14 protein-coding genes and 1 pseudogene are annotated in these 19,684 nt (G+C 39.0%); 8 read left to right on the forward strand and 7 right to left on the reverse strand.

Annotation, left to right across the window (positions count from 1 at the left end):
• Window positions 1–16 precede the first annotated feature (16 nt).
• From KI350_RS05600 to KI350_RS05625, 6 genes are all read right to left on the reverse strand, one after another.
• The gene (locus KI350_RS05600) at window positions 17–1,897 is read right to left on the reverse strand and encodes a CDP-glycerol glycerophosphotransferase family protein (RefSeq protein ID WP_059232018.1); all 1,881 of its coding nucleotides are present in this window, start codon (window positions 1,895–1,897) and stop codon (window positions 17–19) included.
• A complete protein-coding gene (locus KI350_RS05605) occupies window positions 1,894–3,060 on the reverse strand; it encodes a CDP-glycerol glycerophosphotransferase family protein (protein WP_059232020.1) in 1,167 nt (388 codons plus the stop codon). The genes KI350_RS05600 and KI350_RS05605 overlap by 4 nt, the downstream gene beginning before the upstream one ends.
• A gap of 3 nt (window positions 3,061–3,063) precedes the next feature.
• Window positions 3,064–4,089: a ribitol-5-phosphate dehydrogenase gene (locus KI350_RS05610; RefSeq protein WP_059232023.1), complete on the reverse strand. Its 1,026-nt coding sequence runs from the start codon at window positions 4,087–4,089 to the stop codon at window positions 3,064–3,066.
• Window positions 4,086–4,799 carry an IspD/TarI family cytidylyltransferase gene (locus KI350_RS05615; RefSeq protein WP_059232025.1) on the reverse strand — a complete coding sequence of 238 codons (714 nt, stop codon included), beginning with the start codon at window positions 4,797–4,799 and terminating at the stop codon, window positions 4,086–4,088. The genes KI350_RS05610 and KI350_RS05615 overlap by 4 nt, the downstream gene beginning before the upstream one ends.
• A gap of 252 nt (window positions 4,800–5,051) precedes the next feature.
• A complete protein-coding gene (locus tag KI350_RS05620) occupies window positions 5,052–6,203 on the reverse strand; it encodes a CDP-glycerol glycerophosphotransferase family protein (RefSeq protein WP_059232027.1) in 1,152 nt (383 codons plus the stop codon).
• A gap of 20 nt (window positions 6,204–6,223) precedes the next feature.
• Window positions 6,224–7,003 (reverse strand): WecB/TagA/CpsF family glycosyltransferase, encoded by a 780-nt coding sequence (locus KI350_RS05625; protein WP_059232048.1) that lies wholly within the window; start codon window positions 7,001–7,003, stop codon window positions 6,224–6,226.
• A gap of 390 nt (window positions 7,004–7,393) precedes the next feature.
• Here KI350_RS05625 and tagD point away from each other — a divergent pair, with 390 nt between their 5' ends.
• The 8 genes and pseudogenes from tagD (at window position 7,394) to tagH (ending at window position 18,527) form a co-directional block, all read left to right on the forward strand.
• Entirely contained in the window at window positions 7,394–7,783 is a 390-nt protein-coding gene (gene tagD, locus KI350_RS05630) for a glycerol-3-phosphate cytidylyltransferase (protein ID WP_023857183.1), read from the forward strand.
• Window positions 7,784–7,990: 207 nt separating this feature from the next.
• A complete protein-coding gene (locus tag KI350_RS05635) occupies window positions 7,991–8,290 on the forward strand; it encodes an alpha-glucosyltransferase N-terminal domain-containing protein (protein ID WP_059232028.1) in 300 nt (99 codons plus the stop codon).
• Window positions 8,272–8,577 (forward strand): annotated as a pseudogene (locus KI350_RS05640) (glycosyltransferase); the annotation flags it as partial. The gene KI350_RS05635 and the pseudogene KI350_RS05640, both read left to right, overlap by 19 nt.
• Window positions 8,578–8,917: 340 nt before the next feature.
• On the forward strand, window positions 8,918–11,023 hold the full coding sequence (locus tag KI350_RS05645) for a CDP-glycerol glycerophosphotransferase family protein (protein WP_081303600.1): 2,106 nt from the start codon (window positions 8,918–8,920) through the stop codon (window positions 11,021–11,023).
• Window positions 11,024–11,439: 416 nt separating this feature from the next.
• Entirely contained in the window at window positions 11,440–14,661 is a 3,222-nt protein-coding gene (locus tag KI350_RS05650) for a CDP-glycerol glycerophosphotransferase family protein (RefSeq protein WP_059232032.1), read from the forward strand.
• Between the two features lie 173 nt (window positions 14,662–14,834).
• Window positions 14,835–15,914 carry a glycosyltransferase gene (locus KI350_RS05655; protein WP_223254858.1) on the forward strand — a complete coding sequence of 360 codons (1,080 nt, stop codon included), beginning with the start codon at window positions 14,835–14,837 and terminating at the stop codon, window positions 15,912–15,914.
• A gap of 176 nt (window positions 15,915–16,090) precedes the next feature.
• Window positions 16,091–16,918: a teichoic acids export ABC transporter permease subunit TagG gene (gene tagG, locus KI350_RS05660; protein ID WP_059232034.1), complete on the forward strand. Its 828-nt coding sequence runs from the start codon at window positions 16,091–16,093 to the stop codon at window positions 16,916–16,918.
• 19 nt (window positions 16,919–16,937) lie between these two features.
• On the forward strand, window positions 16,938–18,527 hold the full coding sequence (tagH, locus tag KI350_RS05665; protein ID WP_059232036.1) for a teichoic acids export ABC transporter ATP-binding subunit TagH: 1,590 nt from the start codon (window positions 16,938–16,940) through the stop codon (window positions 18,525–18,527).
• Between the two features lie 45 nt (window positions 18,528–18,572).
• Here the strand turns inward: tagH and galU are convergent, their stop codons facing one another.
• Complete coding sequence (gene galU, locus KI350_RS05670; RefSeq protein ID WP_059232038.1) at window positions 18,573–19,451, reverse strand: UTP--glucose-1-phosphate uridylyltransferase GalU; 879 nt, start codon at window positions 19,449–19,451, stop codon at window positions 18,573–18,575.
• Between the last annotated feature and the right edge of the window lie 233 nt (window positions 19,452–19,684).

Genomic DNA, 19,684 nt, shown 5'->3' on the forward strand with positions numbered 1-19,684 from the left:
GAGTCTCTTTACATGATCATTTTAAGTCGATAGTCTGATCTTCTTCCGGCAAATAAACAATTTGATCCACAACACGTTCGCTCGCTTTTCCGTCCAAGTCATCAAAGAAATAGCGGACAAAAGAATCGATCTTTTCAAAGTTGTAGTCCTCATTTTTAATGATTGAAATCATTTGCTCAGACGTTTTCGCGAGCGGCCCTGGAATAAATGAAAAATAGTCATAGTAAAAGTCGCGTTTGCGAATATAATCATCAACATCATAGCTGAAGAAAATCATCGGTTTATTCAAAAGAGCATATTCAAAGCAGACGGATGAATAATCGGTTACAAGTATATCCGTCACCAAAAGCAATTCATTGATCTCCCTAAATGAGGAGAAATCGTAGAAAAAGTCGCTATACTGGTAAGGAATGTTGATATCATTTTTGACAAACGGATGAATCTTAAATAAAAAGATATATTCATCTTTTAATTCATGATACAAACGCTCAAAATTCAGTACTTCAAAAGGATAATGGGCAGATTGCTGGCCATTTCCGCGGAAAGTAGGTGCAAACAAGATCACCTTTTTGTCCTTCAAAAAAGGAAACTCCGTGTAGAGCCGCTCTTTCACAAGCGCTTTTTTTGTTTCGTCAAAAAAGAAATCCGTTCTTGGTACTCCGGTCGCGATAACATTATCGATGCTGACGCCAAAACCTTCTGCGTAATGCTTCCGGATGCTTTCGGAGCTTACGATAACTTTCGTATAGTTTTTATGGTTCTTGGAATGCGGAGACGGTCCGCCAGGGAGGCCGATCCGGCTGTACCCGAATGTTTTAAACGCTCCCACAGCATGCCAAAGCTGAACAAGCTCTGCATTTTTGCGGATTTTCAGCGGATAAATCAAAGGATAAAAATCATCAATAAAAATGATTTTGCTTGTCGCAAAGTGATAAGCCATCGACAGCATTTCCGGTAAAGTCTTACGGTCACGGATACTGCCCTTTAAGAAAAATTTAAAATCAAAGTCATCGTCCCGTTTTAACAACTCTTCATAAACAAATTCAAAGTTTCCCGACATGTCGACACGGCTGTCTGAGGCAAAAACAATTTTATTAGATTTAATCGGAAAAATATTGCAAAATACGTAAGCCGCTTTAAACAAGCTGGTGTTGAGCTTCCGCTTCAGACGGCTCGCCTCTTTGCCGGTGTCCATTTCAAGCAGGGCGGGATCAATTTCTTGAAGTTTATTACTCGACAAGTTGATCGTCTTCTCAGTCTCATCATAGGTGACAATCAAATTAAATTTCATTTGTTTTTTCGCTGAATGAAACTCCATTTTGGCAGAGTACACATCATTTTTCAAAAAGTTGCTTACGTTTCCGACCGTATGCACTTCCTGGTGCTTGACGTTTTGATCATCGACAACTTCGATTTCCAAAAACAGTTTATACTCGCCTGCCGGCAGAGGCTTATCCTTGACCAGCTTTGAAAAATTGATCTGCTGCTCAAAGCCGGCCCACTTGTACTGATTCAGCACTGTACCGTTTAAATCACCTGCGGCGGCTGTTTTGTTCACGGGACAGTCGCGCAAAGACACAGCTTTAAAGAGGTAGCCGTTATTGACCAATAGAAGCCTTTTGCGAACCTGATCCTCCTTTAATAAAGGCAGTCCCTGTATATACATATATCCGGAAAGGTTTAATATTGAGCCGTTCCAGGAAAAGTTGGAAATTTTCCGAACCGGCACCCGTTCGTTTTCTTTAACAACTTTTGTTCGATCAAACAAGGAATAGACCTTATAATCTTTAGGATCATAATCGTAATCACCATGTTGTCGTTGTTGCCTCTTTCGAAAAACTCTGTTTTTTATTTTTCTTGCTAACTTTTTCACATTTGTTCCTCTCTTTCTCCTCATTCGGCCTTGGCTATAAAGGTTCGAACAAATTCAGCCACACGCCTTGAAGATTGGCCATCCTGGTGAACGATGAATGTCTTTGAAAAATCTTTAATTTTTGTTGTGTCAGGATGTTCAAAGCGGATGATATCTTCAGCCAACGATGTCACATTCTTTGAAATAGGCCCTGGAACGAATGATTCAAAAGGATAATAAAAGTCCCGCTCCTTTAAATATTCCTCTAAATCAGGACAATAAAAATAAATCGGGCGCTGGAGAATGCTATATTCAAAAATAACCGATGAATAATCCGTAATTAATGCGTCAGATAGAGCCATAAGATCATAAAGCGAGTATTGATCCTCAAAATCGATGACGAAATCGTCATTTTCAATTTGCACATGTTGGCGCATATATGGATGAAGATGGACCATCACCACAAAATCTTTTTCGTTTAAAGCGTGTTTAAACGCGGACAAATCTAAAGTAAGCGATTTGTTTTCCTGGTGATGGCCGCTTCCGCGAAATGTCGGCGCATACAACAGCTTTTTCTTCCCTTTTAGAGAAGGATAGGCTTTTTCAAATTCCGCTTTCAGCTGATGAAGGCGGGCATTGTTGTAAAAGTAGTCAGTCCTTGGGACTCCCAGCGCCAAGACCTTGTCCTCAGGCATTTGAAAAGCCTCAGCAAAATGAGAAACGGCAGCCGGCGAACTGACAATCGCATAATCATAGTTGGAATGAACCGGAACGATTTTTAAGTACTCGGAAGAAGGTCCTGAAGGCTTGTCTTTCAAGCTGTACCCGAATTTTTTAAACGCCCCGCAGGCATGCCAGAGCTGAATGGCGACCGTTTCTTTTCTTTTTTTAATGACGTATAACGGAAAGTAATAGTCGTCAAGCAGCAACACGCGGCATGTTGCGATATGGTAAAGTGCTTTTAGCAAATGACAAAAGTACTTTAATTTGCCCAGCAAACCGTTATCCATCTTTTTGAACAGCAGCTTAAACTGCAAAGAGGGATCTTGCCTTATTTGGTCATAGACCCACTTAAAATTATCGCTCATTTTTTCTTCCCGGTAGGAAGCAATCACAATCTTTTGCTTATTGACTGGAAAAAGCACGACCAATATACGGTAGGTCCACTGAAACAAAATTTTCACTGCATATGTTAAGCTTTTTTTCACTTTTTAAATTTCCCATTCAATCACGGTTTTACCCCAAGAGGATGTTAAATCCGCTTCAAACACATTGGTGATATCCTCGATGCTGTGAACAGGGTGGCATCCTCCGATAAGCGTCTCCAAATATTCTGCGACTTCAGGGTATTCTGCTAAAAAGTCAACCGTCCGGACGAAATCTTCCCGTCCGCTCCGGCTGCTTCCGATCAATGTAATGCCTTTTTCCAGAACCATTCTTGTTTCAATCTCTACCGGATACTCGGATACGCCGAGAAGAGCAAGGGATGCTTCAGGCTCCACATGGTTGATCATTTGCTGAACCGCACTTTCGCTGCCGCGGCCCCCGACACATTCAAACGCGTGGTCCAATTTGACATCATCCGGTATATCGTTAATTTGATATACCGCATCGACAAAAGAAAAGTGGTCAAGCTTATAAGGCGTCTTTCCAAAAATATAAACTTTGCTGTTTGGATAACGCTTTTTCAGGATGAGCGATGTGATAAATCCTAAATTACCGTCTCCCCAAACGCCAAAAATATCACGTTTATGATGAGCAATTCGTTCAAAACGGCTGAGCGCATGCATCGTGATCGTAATAAGTTCAGTAAAAGCCGCTACCCGAGGATTTAAATTATCAGGCAGCTCAACCAGCCGGTCCGGATCCATAAACATATAATCCTGCATGAAACCGTCATAGCCGCTTGAACGAAAACGGCTTGTACGCAAGTAATTTTCAGCAATGATTTCATGCTGTTCAGTTGGAGCATTCGGTACCATGACGACACGGGTACCGACTTTGAATGTACCGGTCGGGTCATGCATAACCTTTCCGATACCTTCATGAATCAATGCCATGGGCAGCTTTTTGTCCATGACTTCTTTTCCGCGGGAACCCGTATAATAGCGCTGGTCAGCTGCACAGATCGACAGGTGTGTCGGACGAATGACAACTTTATCAGAATTGATGACCTTATCTTTATAGGTAACTTCAAACTGACGGGGTGAAACTAGCCGATAGGTTTGATTAATCATTGGGAAATTCTCTCCTGTAAGATAGCATTCGCAACTTTTAGATCATAAGGTGTCGTGACTTTAATATTAAAAACTTCCCCGCGTACGAGCTTTACTTTTTCTCCAGCGAGTGAACAAATTTTGCAGGCGTCTGTCAAGACAGCTTTTTGTTCATCTGACAGCTGTTCATACAGGTCGACCAGCTTTTTGATGCGGAAACTTTGCGGAGTCTGACCTTGAAACATCGTATCTCTGACAGGGATGTCGGAGATGAATTCTTTATCCTCGGAAGCAATGATCGTGTCGATTGCCGAAATGACTGTGTCAACTGCATCATACTTAAGAGCTGCATCAATGTTTTCTTCGATAATCCGATGGGTTAAAAAAGGCCGCACTGAATCATGGGTGACGATAATATCGTCATCCTGAATACCGAATTCTTTCTCAATGTAACGAATTCCGTTCATGATGGATTCGTTGCGGTCACTTCCGCCTTCGACAACAACCAGGCGGCTGTCTTCACCGATAAATTTCTTCAAAATATCTTTGGTATGGTTAATCCATTCTTTCGGTGACACAATCAAAATTTTATCAAAACGGTCGTTTAATAGAAATTTTTCAACAGTATGGATGATAATCGGTCTTTTGTTTAAGGAAAGGAACTGTTTCGGCATGTTCACATTTCCCATGCGGGAGCCTTTGCCGCCCGCTAAAATTTCTGCATAGATCATTATGAACTCCTTCCTGGTTTCCATGTTCTCATTTCGGTAAAATCCAACCATTATTATATATAAAAATCGACTAAATTACCTACAATATATAAGACGCCGTCTTTTTTATTTGGTTTCGGACAAAATCCGTATATGGCTAAAGGCCAGACACGTCAATGATCCGAACCTGTCAGATCAGTGTTCGGATCATTGCGATATTTGTCCACTGAAGGCGGGTGTTACACTGTATCAGCATTAATATATTTTTTGAAGTCATTTCGGGCTACCAGTATTCATTCGAGAACCGACAAATTTCAGCAGCCTCCGGCTCGCATCTCCTTGTGAATATTGATTCCATTCCTGTGAAAAACGTTCAATCTTTTCGCTGTTTTGATGAATGTTTTTCAGCTCTTCCAGTAGCATGTCCCGATTGACACAGGCCTTCCCCGGAATGATGGCCTCAAAGTCATTGATCAGCCCCCGCTTTTGATCATATTCCGCCATGTCATACGTATAAAACAGCATCGGTTTATGAAGCAGGGCGTATTCGAAAGGAACCGATGAATAATCTGAAATCAATATGTCACTTTCATATAACAGGTCTTTTAAGGGAAGATCTGAAACGTCTTTTATCAGGCCTTCATATTCGTCAAGCTTGATATTGCCACGCACTGCAGGATGCAATTTGACCAACAGCAAATATTCTCCCTTTAAGTCTCCGGAAAGCTGTTCTTTTGAAAAAGGGAGATGGATATTGGCCATGTCATAGTCTCTGTAAGTGGGGACATAAAGAATAACCTTTTGACTTGAAGAACGCGCATGGTTACCGACGGTTTCAAAATACTGATCGGTCAATGGAGCGCCTGTCCGCAAAAACTGATCGTTTTTTGCCCCGAATGACCGTTTGAAAATGTCAGCCATCTTCTCCGAGCCGACGACAATATAATCATATGAAGCGTAAACTTGTTTAAACCGTTTGATATCGCGGACGGTTCTGTGTTGAATTCCGATGTCCTCAAGCCCGAATTTTTTCAGAGCGCCGTTCGCATGCCAAATCTGGATGCACTTCGTCTGCGGCCGCCTGTTCAGCACGCTCGTCAATAAAAAATAATTGTCGGTAATGACAACTTTGCTTCTGAACATGCTGTAAACAGCTTTTATCAAATGAAATGGATTCTTTTCATCGATCACTGTTGACTGGATCGATGAAAACTCCGCCGTGAGGGGCATCGTATGCCGCGTAAAAAGCACTTCCATTTCATACGGATGGCGTCCGCTTTTGTATTCATTCAGAATCGCTCTCGCGTTGTCTGGAAAGGAAACGAGAAGAACGGCTCTGTTTTGCGGTTTGACCCGACTGAAAATAAATCCGATCATAAAAAGCCAGGCCGAATAAAACATGATCAGTAACGAACGTATATTCATACCGTTATTCAATCTCTTTTCTACGCATCAATTTTTGACTGTTCTTTCATCTGCTCCGGATAGTAGTGCTGCTGTTTTTGAAGCTTCTCCTCTTTTAAGACGGAAAACACATACTTTGGAATGTTCAGCATCCGTCGCCATCTGGACGGGTTTGTCAGCAGACGGTACATCCACTCAAGATTCAGCTTGATAAACATTTTCGGAGCTCTTTTCACATTTCCGCTGAATACGTCAAAGCTCCCGCCGATTCCGATCGCAATGGCCTGCGGAAATAGATGTTTATGCTCAAAAATAAAACTCTCCTGATGCGGGTATCCCAGAGCGACAAACACCATATCAGGCTGAGCGTCAGCGATCTGCTTGGCAACCGCCTCCCTGTCTATTACGTAACCGTCTGAATATCCGGCCAGCTCAATCCCTGGGTATTCATTTGATATCCGCTCAACGACCGCTTCGATCACTTCAGGCTTAGCCCCGTATAAAAAGACCCTTTTCTTTTTGCTGTCAGCCATACCAAGAAGATTTACAAATACATCGTACCCAGCGATCCGCGATTTTAACCGGCTGTTGATCAGCTTTGATGTCAGGACGATGCCGATGCCGTCCGGAAGAATAAAGTCTGCTGAAGAAACGGTTTTAAAATACTCTTCATTTTTGGCAGCCGCATAGCCGATCTCAGGATTTACCGTTGCGATAAAAGCCCCCTCATTCCGGTTGACAAAAGATTCTTCAAGATGGTTCAGAAAACCCGACAAATCGCCGTTGACATAAGCGAGATTGTGAACTCTTTCTGTTTGCAGCATCGTATGCTCCTCCTTCCGATTTAAAAAGTTTAAGTATATGCGAATGTTTTAACGTTCAAATTTAAGAGCCCAACCCAAAAAATCGGGAGGTCTAACGTATATTTTAGCATAGATTATTCATAAAAGCTTAACAATATCTTTACAACGGATTAAGGAAATTTACTTTAGTCCCAGCTCTTCATTATAAAAACACACATATATCTATCATCATATAAAATTTGGAAAGTCATTTACTGTTATATAACTTAACGTATAGAAGGATAATGTGTTATAATCTATGATCAGTAGTGAAATGTAAAGACAATGTTGAACTTTTGTAAATTAGGTGCGATTTTTGTTCGTTATGATAGAGATTAACAGCTTGGTTAGAAAGGAGTTATATCCACAATGAAGAAGGTCATCACATATGGAACGTTTGATTTATTGCATTGGGGACATATCAAATTGCTCGAACGCGCAAAGCAGCTGGGCGATTATCTTGTAGTAGCGATTTCTACGGACGAATTCAACCTGCAAAAACAAAAAAAAGCTTACCACAGTTATGAGCACCGCAAGCTCATTCTTGAAACGATCCGATATGTGGATGAAGTCATTCCGGAAAAAAGCTGGGATCAAAAAGTACAAGATGTGATTGACCATGATATTGATGTATTTGTCATGGGAGACGATTGGGAAGGGAAATTCGACTTCTTAAAAGAACATTGCGAGGTTGTTTACCTTCCGAGAACTGAAGGCATTTCCACCACAAAAATCAAAGAGGAAATTGCCGGACTGTGATTTTTGATATTCTACAGGCTATACTCATTTTCAAAATGCTTCTTACATCTGATAAGAAGCATTTTTGATGCATAATTTGAATTTTTATTAAAGTTTGTGATATCAGGGGCGGAGCTGCCCTGACCGGGAAAAGGAGAAATAAATTGCCCGATTATCCAGCGATTTAAAATGAGAAATTATATTTTTCTTATTTGACATATTACGGTTATGTCAGGAAGCATTCCGGATGACTACGGAGAGCTGACCAAGTCATTATTGCTGCGCTCTAAGCTATTTGGAGAACACGGTATCCCTACCGCTTTTTTGACATTTCGCTTCGATATAGCGTTTAAGACCAAAAAGAAAAAGCTTTATGATCAGCAGAAGGTTGCTCCCGCACTCACGCGCATTTTGAACATGTATGAGGATTTTCTGGGTAAGAAAACATCAGGACGTTTATATGCTGAACACATGAGCTTAGCTAAAATGAAGAAGAAAGCCGGCGATGATCTAGGCTGTCAGCGATGAAAAATGTGAAGGATGCAGTCAGAGCCTTTCAACTGGTTGTCGAGCAAATTTCGGAAGCGAAATTGGAGATTTACGGATCAGGCAAAGATGAGAATAATATCAAAGCTGAAATCGAAAAGTGTAATTCGCAAAATCATGTGGCCCCGAAAGGCTATACTCACAAATTGTCTGATGAATTTCAAAAAGCATGCCTGACGATCTCAACTTCCTCTTTTGAAGGTCTCGGTTTTTCAAACTTGGCTCTCAGCAACGGCTGTCCCGTTGTGACCAATGGCTATGATTACGGCGTTGAAATTCATTTGTGTAGCGCCGGAAAAATCAGCGCCAAATATAAAACGGTTTGTCATTGATTACAAAAGCATCAACCTAGAAAAAATAAGAACAAATCAAACGAAAACGCTGGATTTTTATTTGGAAATCTCCAATGCAGATCGGATTAAAATACGACAACGGCTTGCCGTTGTCAGGCTGAAATGGCATCTTCTTTTTCAGCAGAAGAGTATGATATTGTTCCTTATACAACTGTAAAAGGAACTACGTTAAACACATGATCGACATTTCTTTTTCATTGTAAGGTGTTCTTGAACTTGTCATGATAATCAGAAGATAAATAAGAGGAGTAGACTTATGGTTCCAACATGTCTTTTAATGAATTTGAAAATTGAGGATTGGCGGCTTCGCCTCGGTTTCCGTTTTGAACATTTTCCAGAGCAGGAGATCAGTCTGCTAGTAGTTAACCGTAAAACAAAAAAAGAGCTGACGGTACCGTGCGAAAGAATTGATCAATCTTTATATCAAGCTGCAATCCATTTGGATGACATCTCAAAACATGTATGGGATGAAGGAACTGTTGATTTCTATGCAGCATGCCAAAATCCAGAAGGCGATCTTTTCAAGAAACGAATAAAGACTGAACAGCAGCCGATTGAGCTTTCTTGGAAAAGTGACGATCAAAAACGTGTATTCTTCCTGCCTTATACAAACAAAAAAGGGAACTTCTCTTTAAAAGTTCTGCACCAAAAAGCTGTAGCTGAAGTGAAGGATATCCAACTAAATGGAGATGGGGAATTGCTTCTGAAAGGATACGCGTTTTTACTTAACTGGGATGAAGCCACTTCTGTTCATGATAGACAGCTTGTCCTGAAAGAAGGTAAAGAAGCTGAGGAAAGAATCTTCAAATTCCCTTTACAAGATATTCAATGTGAAGGAACAGATGATGAAAACGTCGGCTTTTTGGCCAAAATCGACCTTAAGAAACTTTATGAAGAAAATGTCATGCCTGCTCTATTCCAGTTTTATATCGAATTTATCGGTGGAGAATCCGAAACAGGCGAGAAAGCCATCACGAGAAGCCAACCGATCAAGCTGAAAAAGAAAACAAACCAGTTTTCCATTCTGGACACAGCAAATGGACCGGCTCGTTTTCATATTTACCCGCAAAAGAAAAAGAGAAACATGCGCTTGCGCATGAATGATTACACATTAAAAACAAGGGCCGTTTATTTTATTGCTGGAAAAAGAAAACGATTGTCTTCGTCCCTTCGTAAGGGGAAAAATAAAGTGAAGAAAAAGATCGCAGGACAACTGAAAAGACTCTATTATTTCACTTTCGGACTGGCGGGAAAACTGCCTGTCAAAAAGAAGACCGTCATCTTTGAAAGCTTCGCCGGAAAGCAGTACAGTTGTAATCCGCGGGCGATTTATGAATATATGAAGGAGAACAACCCAGAATATAAGTTGTACTGGAGCGTAAATCCGGAATATACGGATATCTTTGAAGAAAAAGGAATCCCTTATATTAAAAGGTTTACTTTAAAGTGGCTCTTTGCCATGGCCAGAGCCGAATACTGGGTCGTCAACAGCCGCCTGCCTTTATGGATTCCAAAGCCCGAGCACACGACATATCTTCAAACATGGCATGGTACGCCGTTGAAGCGGCTTGCCGTCGACATGGAAGAAGTGTATATGCCGGGCACCAATACAGAAAAATACAAAAAGAATTTTACGATCGAAGCATCCAAATGGGATTACCTGATTTCGCCGAACGCATACTCAACCGAGATTTTTGCCCGTGCATTCCAATTTAACAAAACGATGATCGAATCCGGATATCCGAGAAACGACTTTCTCCATACGGACAACAATCCGGAAACAGTCGGCGCATTAAAAGAGAAAATGCAGCTACCGTCCGCTAAAAAGGTGATCATATATGCACCGACATGGCGTGATGATCAGTTTTATAAAAAGGGGAAATATAAGTTTGACCTTGACTTGGATTTGTCCAAGCTGAGAGAGGAAATCGGCGACGACTATGTGATCATCTTAAGAATGCACTACTTGGTGGCGGAAAACTTTGATCTTGAACCTTACAAAGGGTTTGCGTACGATTTCTCGTCATATGAAGACATCCGTGAGCTCTATATGGTGTCCGATTTGCTCATTACAGACTATTCTTCCGTTTTCTTTGATTTTGCGAATCTGAAGCGGCCTATGATTTTCTTCGTTCCCGATATTGAAACATACCGAGACAAGCTGCGTGGGTTCTACTTTGACTTTGAAAAAGAAGCTCCTGGACCCTTGGTGAAAACGACCGATGAAGTGATCGTGAGAATCAGGGAAACAGAAGCGCCGGATTACAAACTGCCGGATATTTTCGATCCTTTCTATAAGAAGTTCTGCTATCTGGAGACGGGAGAATCGTCTGAAAAAGTTGTGAAAACAGTATTTAAATAGTTTTAAGAAGGCCATTGCATTGGATGCAATGGTTTTTTTTAGCTTATTTTAATTTTGAGTATTGATAATATTATTTTATTAAAATTTTTTAGGGAATTTAAACCATATAAGCTAAAAATCCGTTACTTAAAGGGCGTACAAAATTCAAAATAAGATGTTATAATAAAGCTTATTGTATGCTATATACATCCTTTATTCATTATGAATGATCTATAAAATTTTTTATCGACAGTATTCAAGCTGTCGACAAAAGTTGAATTATTAATATATTTGATGTGCCAGAAAAGGTTGGTTTAAAGAAGAGATCAAAGGGGACGGTATTCAGCATGACGCTGTTATATCAATGTAAGAACCAAATGCAGCTATGAACGAAAAGAAAGCGTCTGTCAACACTGATATAGAAAGGCGAGGTAGAATTGAAAGTCGAATTTTTTCTTAATGAGGTTAGAGTGATAGATCATGAAGTGATATTTAAAATCTTTTGCGGCGGGGATTTTAAGATTGATCATATGATTGGAAATGTAGACAGTCTATTTTTAAAAAATATGCACACGAATAAAAGAACCGTTTTAGGTAAGCCCATTTCCGGCAGTGAACAAAACACGATGGAGTTTAAAGTTCCGTTATACGAATTCGAATATTTTACTGAAAAATTCAAATTGATGCTGAGTTTAAGGCTAGACGAAGATGAAATCATATATGATGTTTACCATCATGTCGAAACAAATGTATCAATTTATTTTAATGGAAAAGTTTTAGAGATTAATGCTTTAAAAGAGAGCTTAAATGAAACGGTAGTGATAAATAAAGACCTTTCAGATTTGAAGGTCGCAGTCGAAGATGTTTATTCTTACCGTGATCAAACTGTTCTGAAAGGCAGCTTGCCGACAGTTTTTCTTAATGAAGAAATAAAATTAAATCGGTGTTTTGTACAACATCAAGCAACCCAAGAGAAAATTTATTTTGACTTTTTATCTTTCACGATAAAAGATACGAACTTTAATGTGTCCGTATCTTTGAAAGATTTAAATTTATACAGTGAAAACTGGGTTTTCGGTATTGAGGTAAATATCGGAGGGCGTTCTTTTGAGGTGGGTGTGCTGCTTAAGGCAAACAAAGCTTTTTATTCAGAGCTTTATCTTCAAGACCACAAGCCTTTTATGCATAAAATTTTCAGCGGACACGATCGGCAAATCATTGTGCGGCCTGAAGAATATAAAAATGAACATTTAAATACCGCAATTAATGATGTAAAGATCGAAAAAAACACTTTACAAATTAACTTTACAGGGAGATTGAATTCTGTATTTGATCAGAGTGATAAAATCTTATCTATCAATGTGAAAAATAGAAACAGTAACGCAGAGCATACATTTCCCCTTATTGAAAAAAAACCTGATACCTTTATTGCAATGATTGATTTCATAACAGAGGACTTTTTTGAGGAAGAAGGGATTTGGGATTTCTTTGTCAACTATACGTTGAATCAAGCCGAATTGACTCAAAGGTTATCTTTCAATTCTTTTGAAAAATCCAAAGGGAATTTTACAACATTGCCACAAACCATCTATAATCACAGCCTTCTTAAAAGAGGAAGGCTGTATGCAACATATGATAATAACTTAGCGTTGTTAATTAAAGAATTTTATTATAAATGTGACATCAAATATATAGATTATCAAGAAAATGCACTTTTAGTAAAAGGTGATATTGACTTTCAAAATGAGAATATGGCTTTAAAAGATATCTTCTTAGAGGACGATTCAGGTAAGAGGCTAAATTGTGAGAATCAAATTAACAAAGCCGGATCCCTGTTTCACTTTGAGAGCTCCTTTAAATTTTTGAATTTAGATAAAATAAACGAGAAAGAATTTTTCTACTATATGCTATTAGAAGTAAACGGAGAAGAGTTTAAAGTCAATGTACGATCCAACGCGGACAACTACAACAATAAAAATAAATCACATATTTACCCGCCATTCCAATTTAACATAAAAGGGTATCCTGCCGAAATAAAGCCTAGGTATGTACAATCAAATGAACTCGCAGTCTCTTTTTCAAATTCCCTTAAGGCTTGTTGCAGAAAAATTGAAAAAAGAAAAAAAGATATAAATATAGAGGTGTCAATAAAGAATCAAAACGATTTGGTTTTGAAAAACACTTTTTTGGTATTGGAGAATATGGACAGCGGTGAGCGAGTTATCTGCAGGCAGCTTAAAGATCAAAACGATAACACAATACTGTTCAGCATCAATTCCGCTTTTGTCGAAGAAAAAGCGATTAAAATGAATGCACCTTGGAAAATCTTTTTATGCTTCAATATCAACGGTTATTCAATAGAGACTGAAGTAAGTGTTGAGAATGATGAATTAATTTCTAAATACTCAACTTTCAAATCCAGAGCTGTAAAATTTCATAAAAACGCTTATTATTCTGTATTTGTGGACAAGGATAAGAAAATTTTAAATTTTGAGCTTCGCGATTTAAGAGCCGTAGAAAAAAGAACTGAAAAAGTAAAATTTCTTCTCGCAGCGGGAGCAGCTAAATTGATTAAAAGGTTCATCAGGAAGCCTGTTTGGTTCATTGGTGAGAATCTAGCTGAAGTGGCGCAGGATAACGGCTTTGCATTCTTTGAATACTGCATAAGAAATAAGTCTGATGAAAAGTATTACTATATAAGCGTTAAGAACAATAAAAATCAGCAAAATCTTGAAGGTTATAAAAAGAATATAATTATTTATGATAGTTTTAAACACTATGTGTTTTATCACTTAAGCCGCTATCTTATCGTCAGCCATGGGATTAGAGATGTCATTCCAAGCGTTCTTCATAATAGAATGAAAATGAATAATAAAGAGATCATTTATCTTCAGCACGGTATAATAGCGATGAAAAAACTGCAATTTAATAGGAAGTCATACAATGGAATGATTAAAAAATTTGTCGTATCCTCTAATTTTGAAAAAAGTATCTTAGTAAATGAAATGAATTTTAAAGAAAGTCAGATTATGGTGACGGGCCTGTCCAGATTTGATACGCTGACAGATAACAGCCGCAAAATGAATCCAAAAGAAATTGTAGTCATGCCAACGTGGCGTGAATGGATAAATGAAAATGAATTTTCTTCATCCAGTTTTTATGAGAATTATATATCCCTTTTAAAAAACGAAAATTTGAAGCGGATGTTAGAAAAACATAATGTTGTCTTAAAATTCTTTATGCATATAGAGCTTCAAAAGAAATATAAAGAGTATTTTTCAAGCTTCTGCGACCGTGTAAAAGTTGTGAATTTAGGTGAAGAAAGCATTAAAGATATTATAAGAAACAGTTCTTTGCTGATTACTGATTATTCAAGCGTAGTGTTTGATTTTAATTATCTTCGTAAACCAGTTCTCTTTTTTCATTTTGATCTACCGGACTACTTGAAATATAGAGGTTCATACGTTGACTTGCATAATGATTTAATAGGTGATACAGCTAAAACGAGTGGGGAACTGATTGAACTTATTAATAAATATATTCGAAACGATTTTAAATACGACCTTAGATATCACGTGAAATCACGAAAGTTTTATAAATTTCAGGATAGAGGAAATTCCGAGAGAATATATCAGGAAATTAAATCATTAAACAAGTAATTAAGCCTGGAATTCAATATAAAAGGAGCATTACATTGAAGATCACATTTTTGGTGTACAATATCTACGGAATGGGTGGAACCGTAAGGACGGTTGTCAATACGGCAAATTATTTTGCTCGAAAAAATTACGAAGTTGAGATTATAAGCGTCAGACGAACAAGAGGCCGGCCGATGTTTAACCTCGACAGCAGAATAAAGTTAAAGCCGATATTTGATGCAAGAAGAGGAAAATTATTTGGCAGAAACACACCGCTTTATCAGAAATTGATTAAACGGATTTTAATGAAAATACCAAGTGTTTTTATTGATAAACATGAAGACTTATATCATATGTTTAATCTTTTTGTCGATTTGAAAATTATACATGCCATCAGGAAAGTGGAACGGGGCGTATTCATTACAACTTTGCCTTCATTTAATATTTTGTCTGCGATATTTACGAGAAAAAATATTGTGAAGATTGGGCAGGAGCATAAGTATTTTAATGGCTATGCAAAGTCTTTAAGAAGAAAAATTCAAAAAAGATATAAAAATTTAGACGCTTTAACATGTCTTACAGACTCGGAAATTAATGTGTATGAGTCATTATTGAAAAACAGTAAAACAAAGTTATACAAAATTGAAAATGCGACTGATTTGCCTGAAAAAACGTCTAAATTGAATGAAAAAGTGATTATTGCAGCCGGAAGATATGTCCATGAGAAAGGCTTTGATATGCTGATCGATGCATTTGAGGAAGTAGCCGCAAAGCATCCGGACTGGAAGCTGAAAATATTTGGCGCCGGTGTTGAAGAAGATGATCTCCGAGAAAGAATTTTTGAGAAGAAATTATATAATCATGTTTTTTTAATGCCGAAGACTGACAATATTCTCGAGGAGATGGTCAATTCATCAATATATGCATTAAGCTCAAGACAAGAATCATTCGGTATGGTGGTCATCGAGGCGATGTCTGTCGGGGTTCCGTGTGTAAGCTTTACATGCCCAGGGCCAAGTGAAATTATAAAAGACAAGGTGGATGGACTCCTCATTGAGCAAAATCATGTTGAGAAATTTACCGAAGGGCTGCTGGCTCTTATCAATTCCGAGAGATTAAGAATAGAGCTAGGCCGAAACGCCAAAAAAAATGTAAGAAGATACTCTTTTGATATGGTGGGCGATAAATGGGAAAAAGTACTTCAGGCCCATGCTGGTACAAGAAGTCATTTGATAAGCCATGGTCAAAGAATCTTAAGTACAGATGGTAAATAAAGAATTCTAGTATCTATTGCAAACCGTCATATGTATATGGCGGTTTGCTCTTTTTAATGAGAGAAAGTCCTGGTGACATAAAGTGAAAAATAAATCGAAATCTGTTACAATAAGGAACGGTGCTTTTAAATTTCAGTTCTTTAAGGCCCAAAACTTTAACCCTAAGGAAGATTAGAATGAATGCATTAGTGAGAATAGTAAAAGAGCAAGTAACATCGTTTCCTTTAATATTGCGTTTGGCGGCTTATGAAACGAAGTCTAAATACCAGATGAATTATCTAGGCGTTTTGTGGCAGTTTCTGAATCCGCTCATTCAAATGCTGGCTTACTGGTTTGTGTTTGGGATGGGAATTAGAAAAAGCGGGGACGTTGCCACGGGTGTTGGTGAAGTTCCTTTCATCATCTGGATGCTGGCTGGTTTGATTCCATGGTTTTTTATCAGTCCGACCATTCTTGACGGTTCGAATAGTGTATTTAAGCGAATCAATATGGTTGCCAAAATGAATTTTCCGATCAGCGCCCTTCCTTCGGTTGCGATTGCGGCCAACATGTTCAGCTATTTTGTCATGATGGCAATCTATGTCCTGGCGTTATTGGCTTTTGGGATTTATCCATCCGTTCATTGGATAGAATATATATACTATTTATTTTGTATGATTGTATTTATGTTTTCGTTTAGCTTGTTTAATTCGACAATCAGCGTGCTGGTCAGAGACTATCAGTTTTTGCTTCAATCTGTGACGAGGTTGCTGTTTTTCCTGCTCCCTATTTTTTGGGATATCAGCCATCAGCTTGGACAGGATCATCCCCGTCTGCTCGCACTCATAAAACTGAACCCGCTTTTTTATATTATCGATGGGTTTAGAAACAGTTTTCTTAGCGGATCTTGGTTTTTCCAAGACATGAAATACACCTTGTATTTCTGGCTGTTCACATTGCTGCTGTTGACGGTAGGCTCGCTGTTGCATATGAAATTCAGAGACAAGTTTGTTGACTTTCTTTAATACGTAAGGAGATTGAACGATGAAACTAAAGGTTTCGTTTCGAAATGTTTCAAAACAGTATCATTTGTATGAAAAGCAATCTGATAAAATTAAAGGATTGTTTTTCCCGAATAAGGATAAAGGTTTTTTTGCTGTGCGGAATGTCTCCTTTGACGTGTATGAAGGAGAGACGATCGGCTTTGTGGGGATCAACGGTTCAGGGAAGTCGACAATGTCAAACTTGCTGGCAAAAATTATTCCGCCGACCGCCGGTGAAATTGAAATGAATGGACAGCCTTCGCTTATTGCGATCGCTGCCGGTTTAAATAATGCGCTCACAGGCAGAGATAATATACGGCTCAAGTGTTTGATGATGGGGCTGACGAATAAAGAAATCGACGAGATGTATGAAAGCATCGTTGAATTTGCTGAGATCGGCGATTTTATCAACCAGCCTGTCAAGAACTATTCAAGCGGTATGAAATCGCGGCTCGGCTTTGCGATATCCGTTCATATCGACCCTGATATTTTAATCATTGATGAGGCGCTGTCGGTGGGGGATCAGACCTTCTATCAAAAATGCGTCGACCGGATCACCGAGTTTAAAAAGCAGGGAAAAACGATTTTCTTTGTCAGCCATTCGATCGGCCAGATCGAAAAAATGTGTGATCGTGTTGCATGGATGCATTATGGCGAACTTCGCATGTTTGATGAGACAAAAAAAGTAGTAAAAGAATACAAAGCGTTTATTGATTGGTTTAATAAACTTTCGAAAAAAGAAAAAGAAGAATATAAAAAAGAACAAGTGGCAATAAGAAAGAAATCATTTCCTGAAGATGAGGTGTTTGCCCGTTTCCGGAAAGAGAAGAAAAAGCCGAAATCCTTGGCTAACATTATTCAAATTTCGATTTTATCGGTTCTGCTTGTATTGACGGCTGCCTCGATGTTTGTCAAAACACCGCTTAGAACGCTTGCATCGTTTGGAGCCATTTCCTCTACTGATACCAAACAGGAGCAGGGAAAGAATAACCACGATGCCAAGGCGCAGTCATTTCAAAGGATTGATAAACCCGGATTTATTACGAAAGACCAAACTGTTTTATACAGTGATCAAAACATGAAAGATAAAAAATCAGCCGAGCTTCCTTTCGGTACAAAGGTTACAGTTGATTCAAAAAGCGATACCGCTGCTAAAATAGAGCTTGATGGACGTTCTTATTTTATCGATCAGCGCTCTGTTTCGACAAAATTGAAAACGAGGGATGTAAAGACCGCTGCGTTCATGCCGTTTGTTTATGAAAAATCGGCTGCTTCGTATGAATATCTTCTCTCATTTCTTGGCGATGATGTCGATCAACTGAAGCTGAAGATGAACGGTGTTCAAAAAGAGACAACGGCAGACGGAAGAGAGAGATTGGATTTAAGCTATGAACACGTCAGCTATGTCATTGAAAACGGCAAAGCATCGCAAATAATCTTTTATGACGTATCTGCCATTACGCCTTCTTCTATTTCGTTAAATGGTGATGAGGTGTTGATGGACGGCGGAAGCCGCTTTATCGTTGAAACAAAAAACAGAACGTTTGTCGTCAATAATAATAAGCAGACGTTGACGGTTATGGAGAAGTAAAATAAAAAAGCTATTGGAGCCAATATCCAATAGCTTTTTTGTGTTTTAAACTTCCTCTTTCGCCAAAAGGTCTTGCATAAATGGAATAAGGGAATCTTTTAATTCGCTGTCCTGCATGGCGAATTCGAGCGTTGTTTGAATAAATCCAAGTTTTTCACCGACATCATAGCGTTTGCCTTCAAAATCATAGGCGAAGACGCGTTGAATTTCGTTTAACTGCTGAATCGCGTCTGTCAGCTGAATTTCACCGCCGGCTCCGACTTGTTGTTTATCAAGATACAAAAAGATTTCAGGAGTGAAGACATAGCGTCCCAAAATCGCAAGGTTTGAAGGTGCTGTGCCCGGTTTTGGCTTCTCAACAAAGTTTTTCACTTGATAAAGACGGCCTTCACTTGTCAGCGGATCGATGATTCCGTACCGATGTGTTTCGTCTTCAGGCACATGCTGAACGCCAATTACAGAAGAGCGTGTTTTTTCATATTCATCCATCAGCTGGCGAAGACCTGGCTTTTCCGCCTGAACAATATCGTCTCCCAGCAGTACGGCGAACGGCTCGTCTCCGATGAAGTTGCGCGCACACCAGACGGCATGTCCGAGCCCTTTTGGCTCTTTCTGGCGAATATAATGGATGTCGGCAAGGTTGGATGCTTTTTTAACTTTTTCAAGCAGCTCTGTTTTTCCTTTTTCTTCAAGGTTTCGTTCGAGCTCCGGCGAGAAGTCGAAGTGATCTTCGATCGCTCTTTTGCTTTTTCCTGTTACGATGATAATGTCTTCAATGCCTGCATCGACGGCTTCTTCAATAATATACTGAATCGTCGGCTTATCGACGATCGGTAGCATTTCTTTTGGCATTGCTTTTGTCGCAGGCAAGAAGCGCGTCCCAAGGCCTGCTGCAGGGATAATAGCTTTGCGTACTTTTTTCATGTTCAGTGCACCTTCCTTACTCAGTTCTAGGATCAGATACGAGTTCTTTAATCTGAATTACAGGTATTGAAAGTCTCTATTGATATACCCATTTCTCATATTGATAACACTTTTTATCATATAAGAAAAACCAGTTTTAAACAAGTAATATAGGGAAGTGCTAAACCTTGAATTCCACAGGGAAGATTGTTAAGGTGATGGGTGGACGGATGATAAACTGCACAACATGTTTT

The sequence above is a fragment of the Bacillus sp. J41TS8 genome (assembly GCF_018333035.1).
Classification (GTDB): Bacteria; Bacillota; Bacilli; order Bacillales; family Bacillaceae; genus Bacillus; species Bacillus paralicheniformis.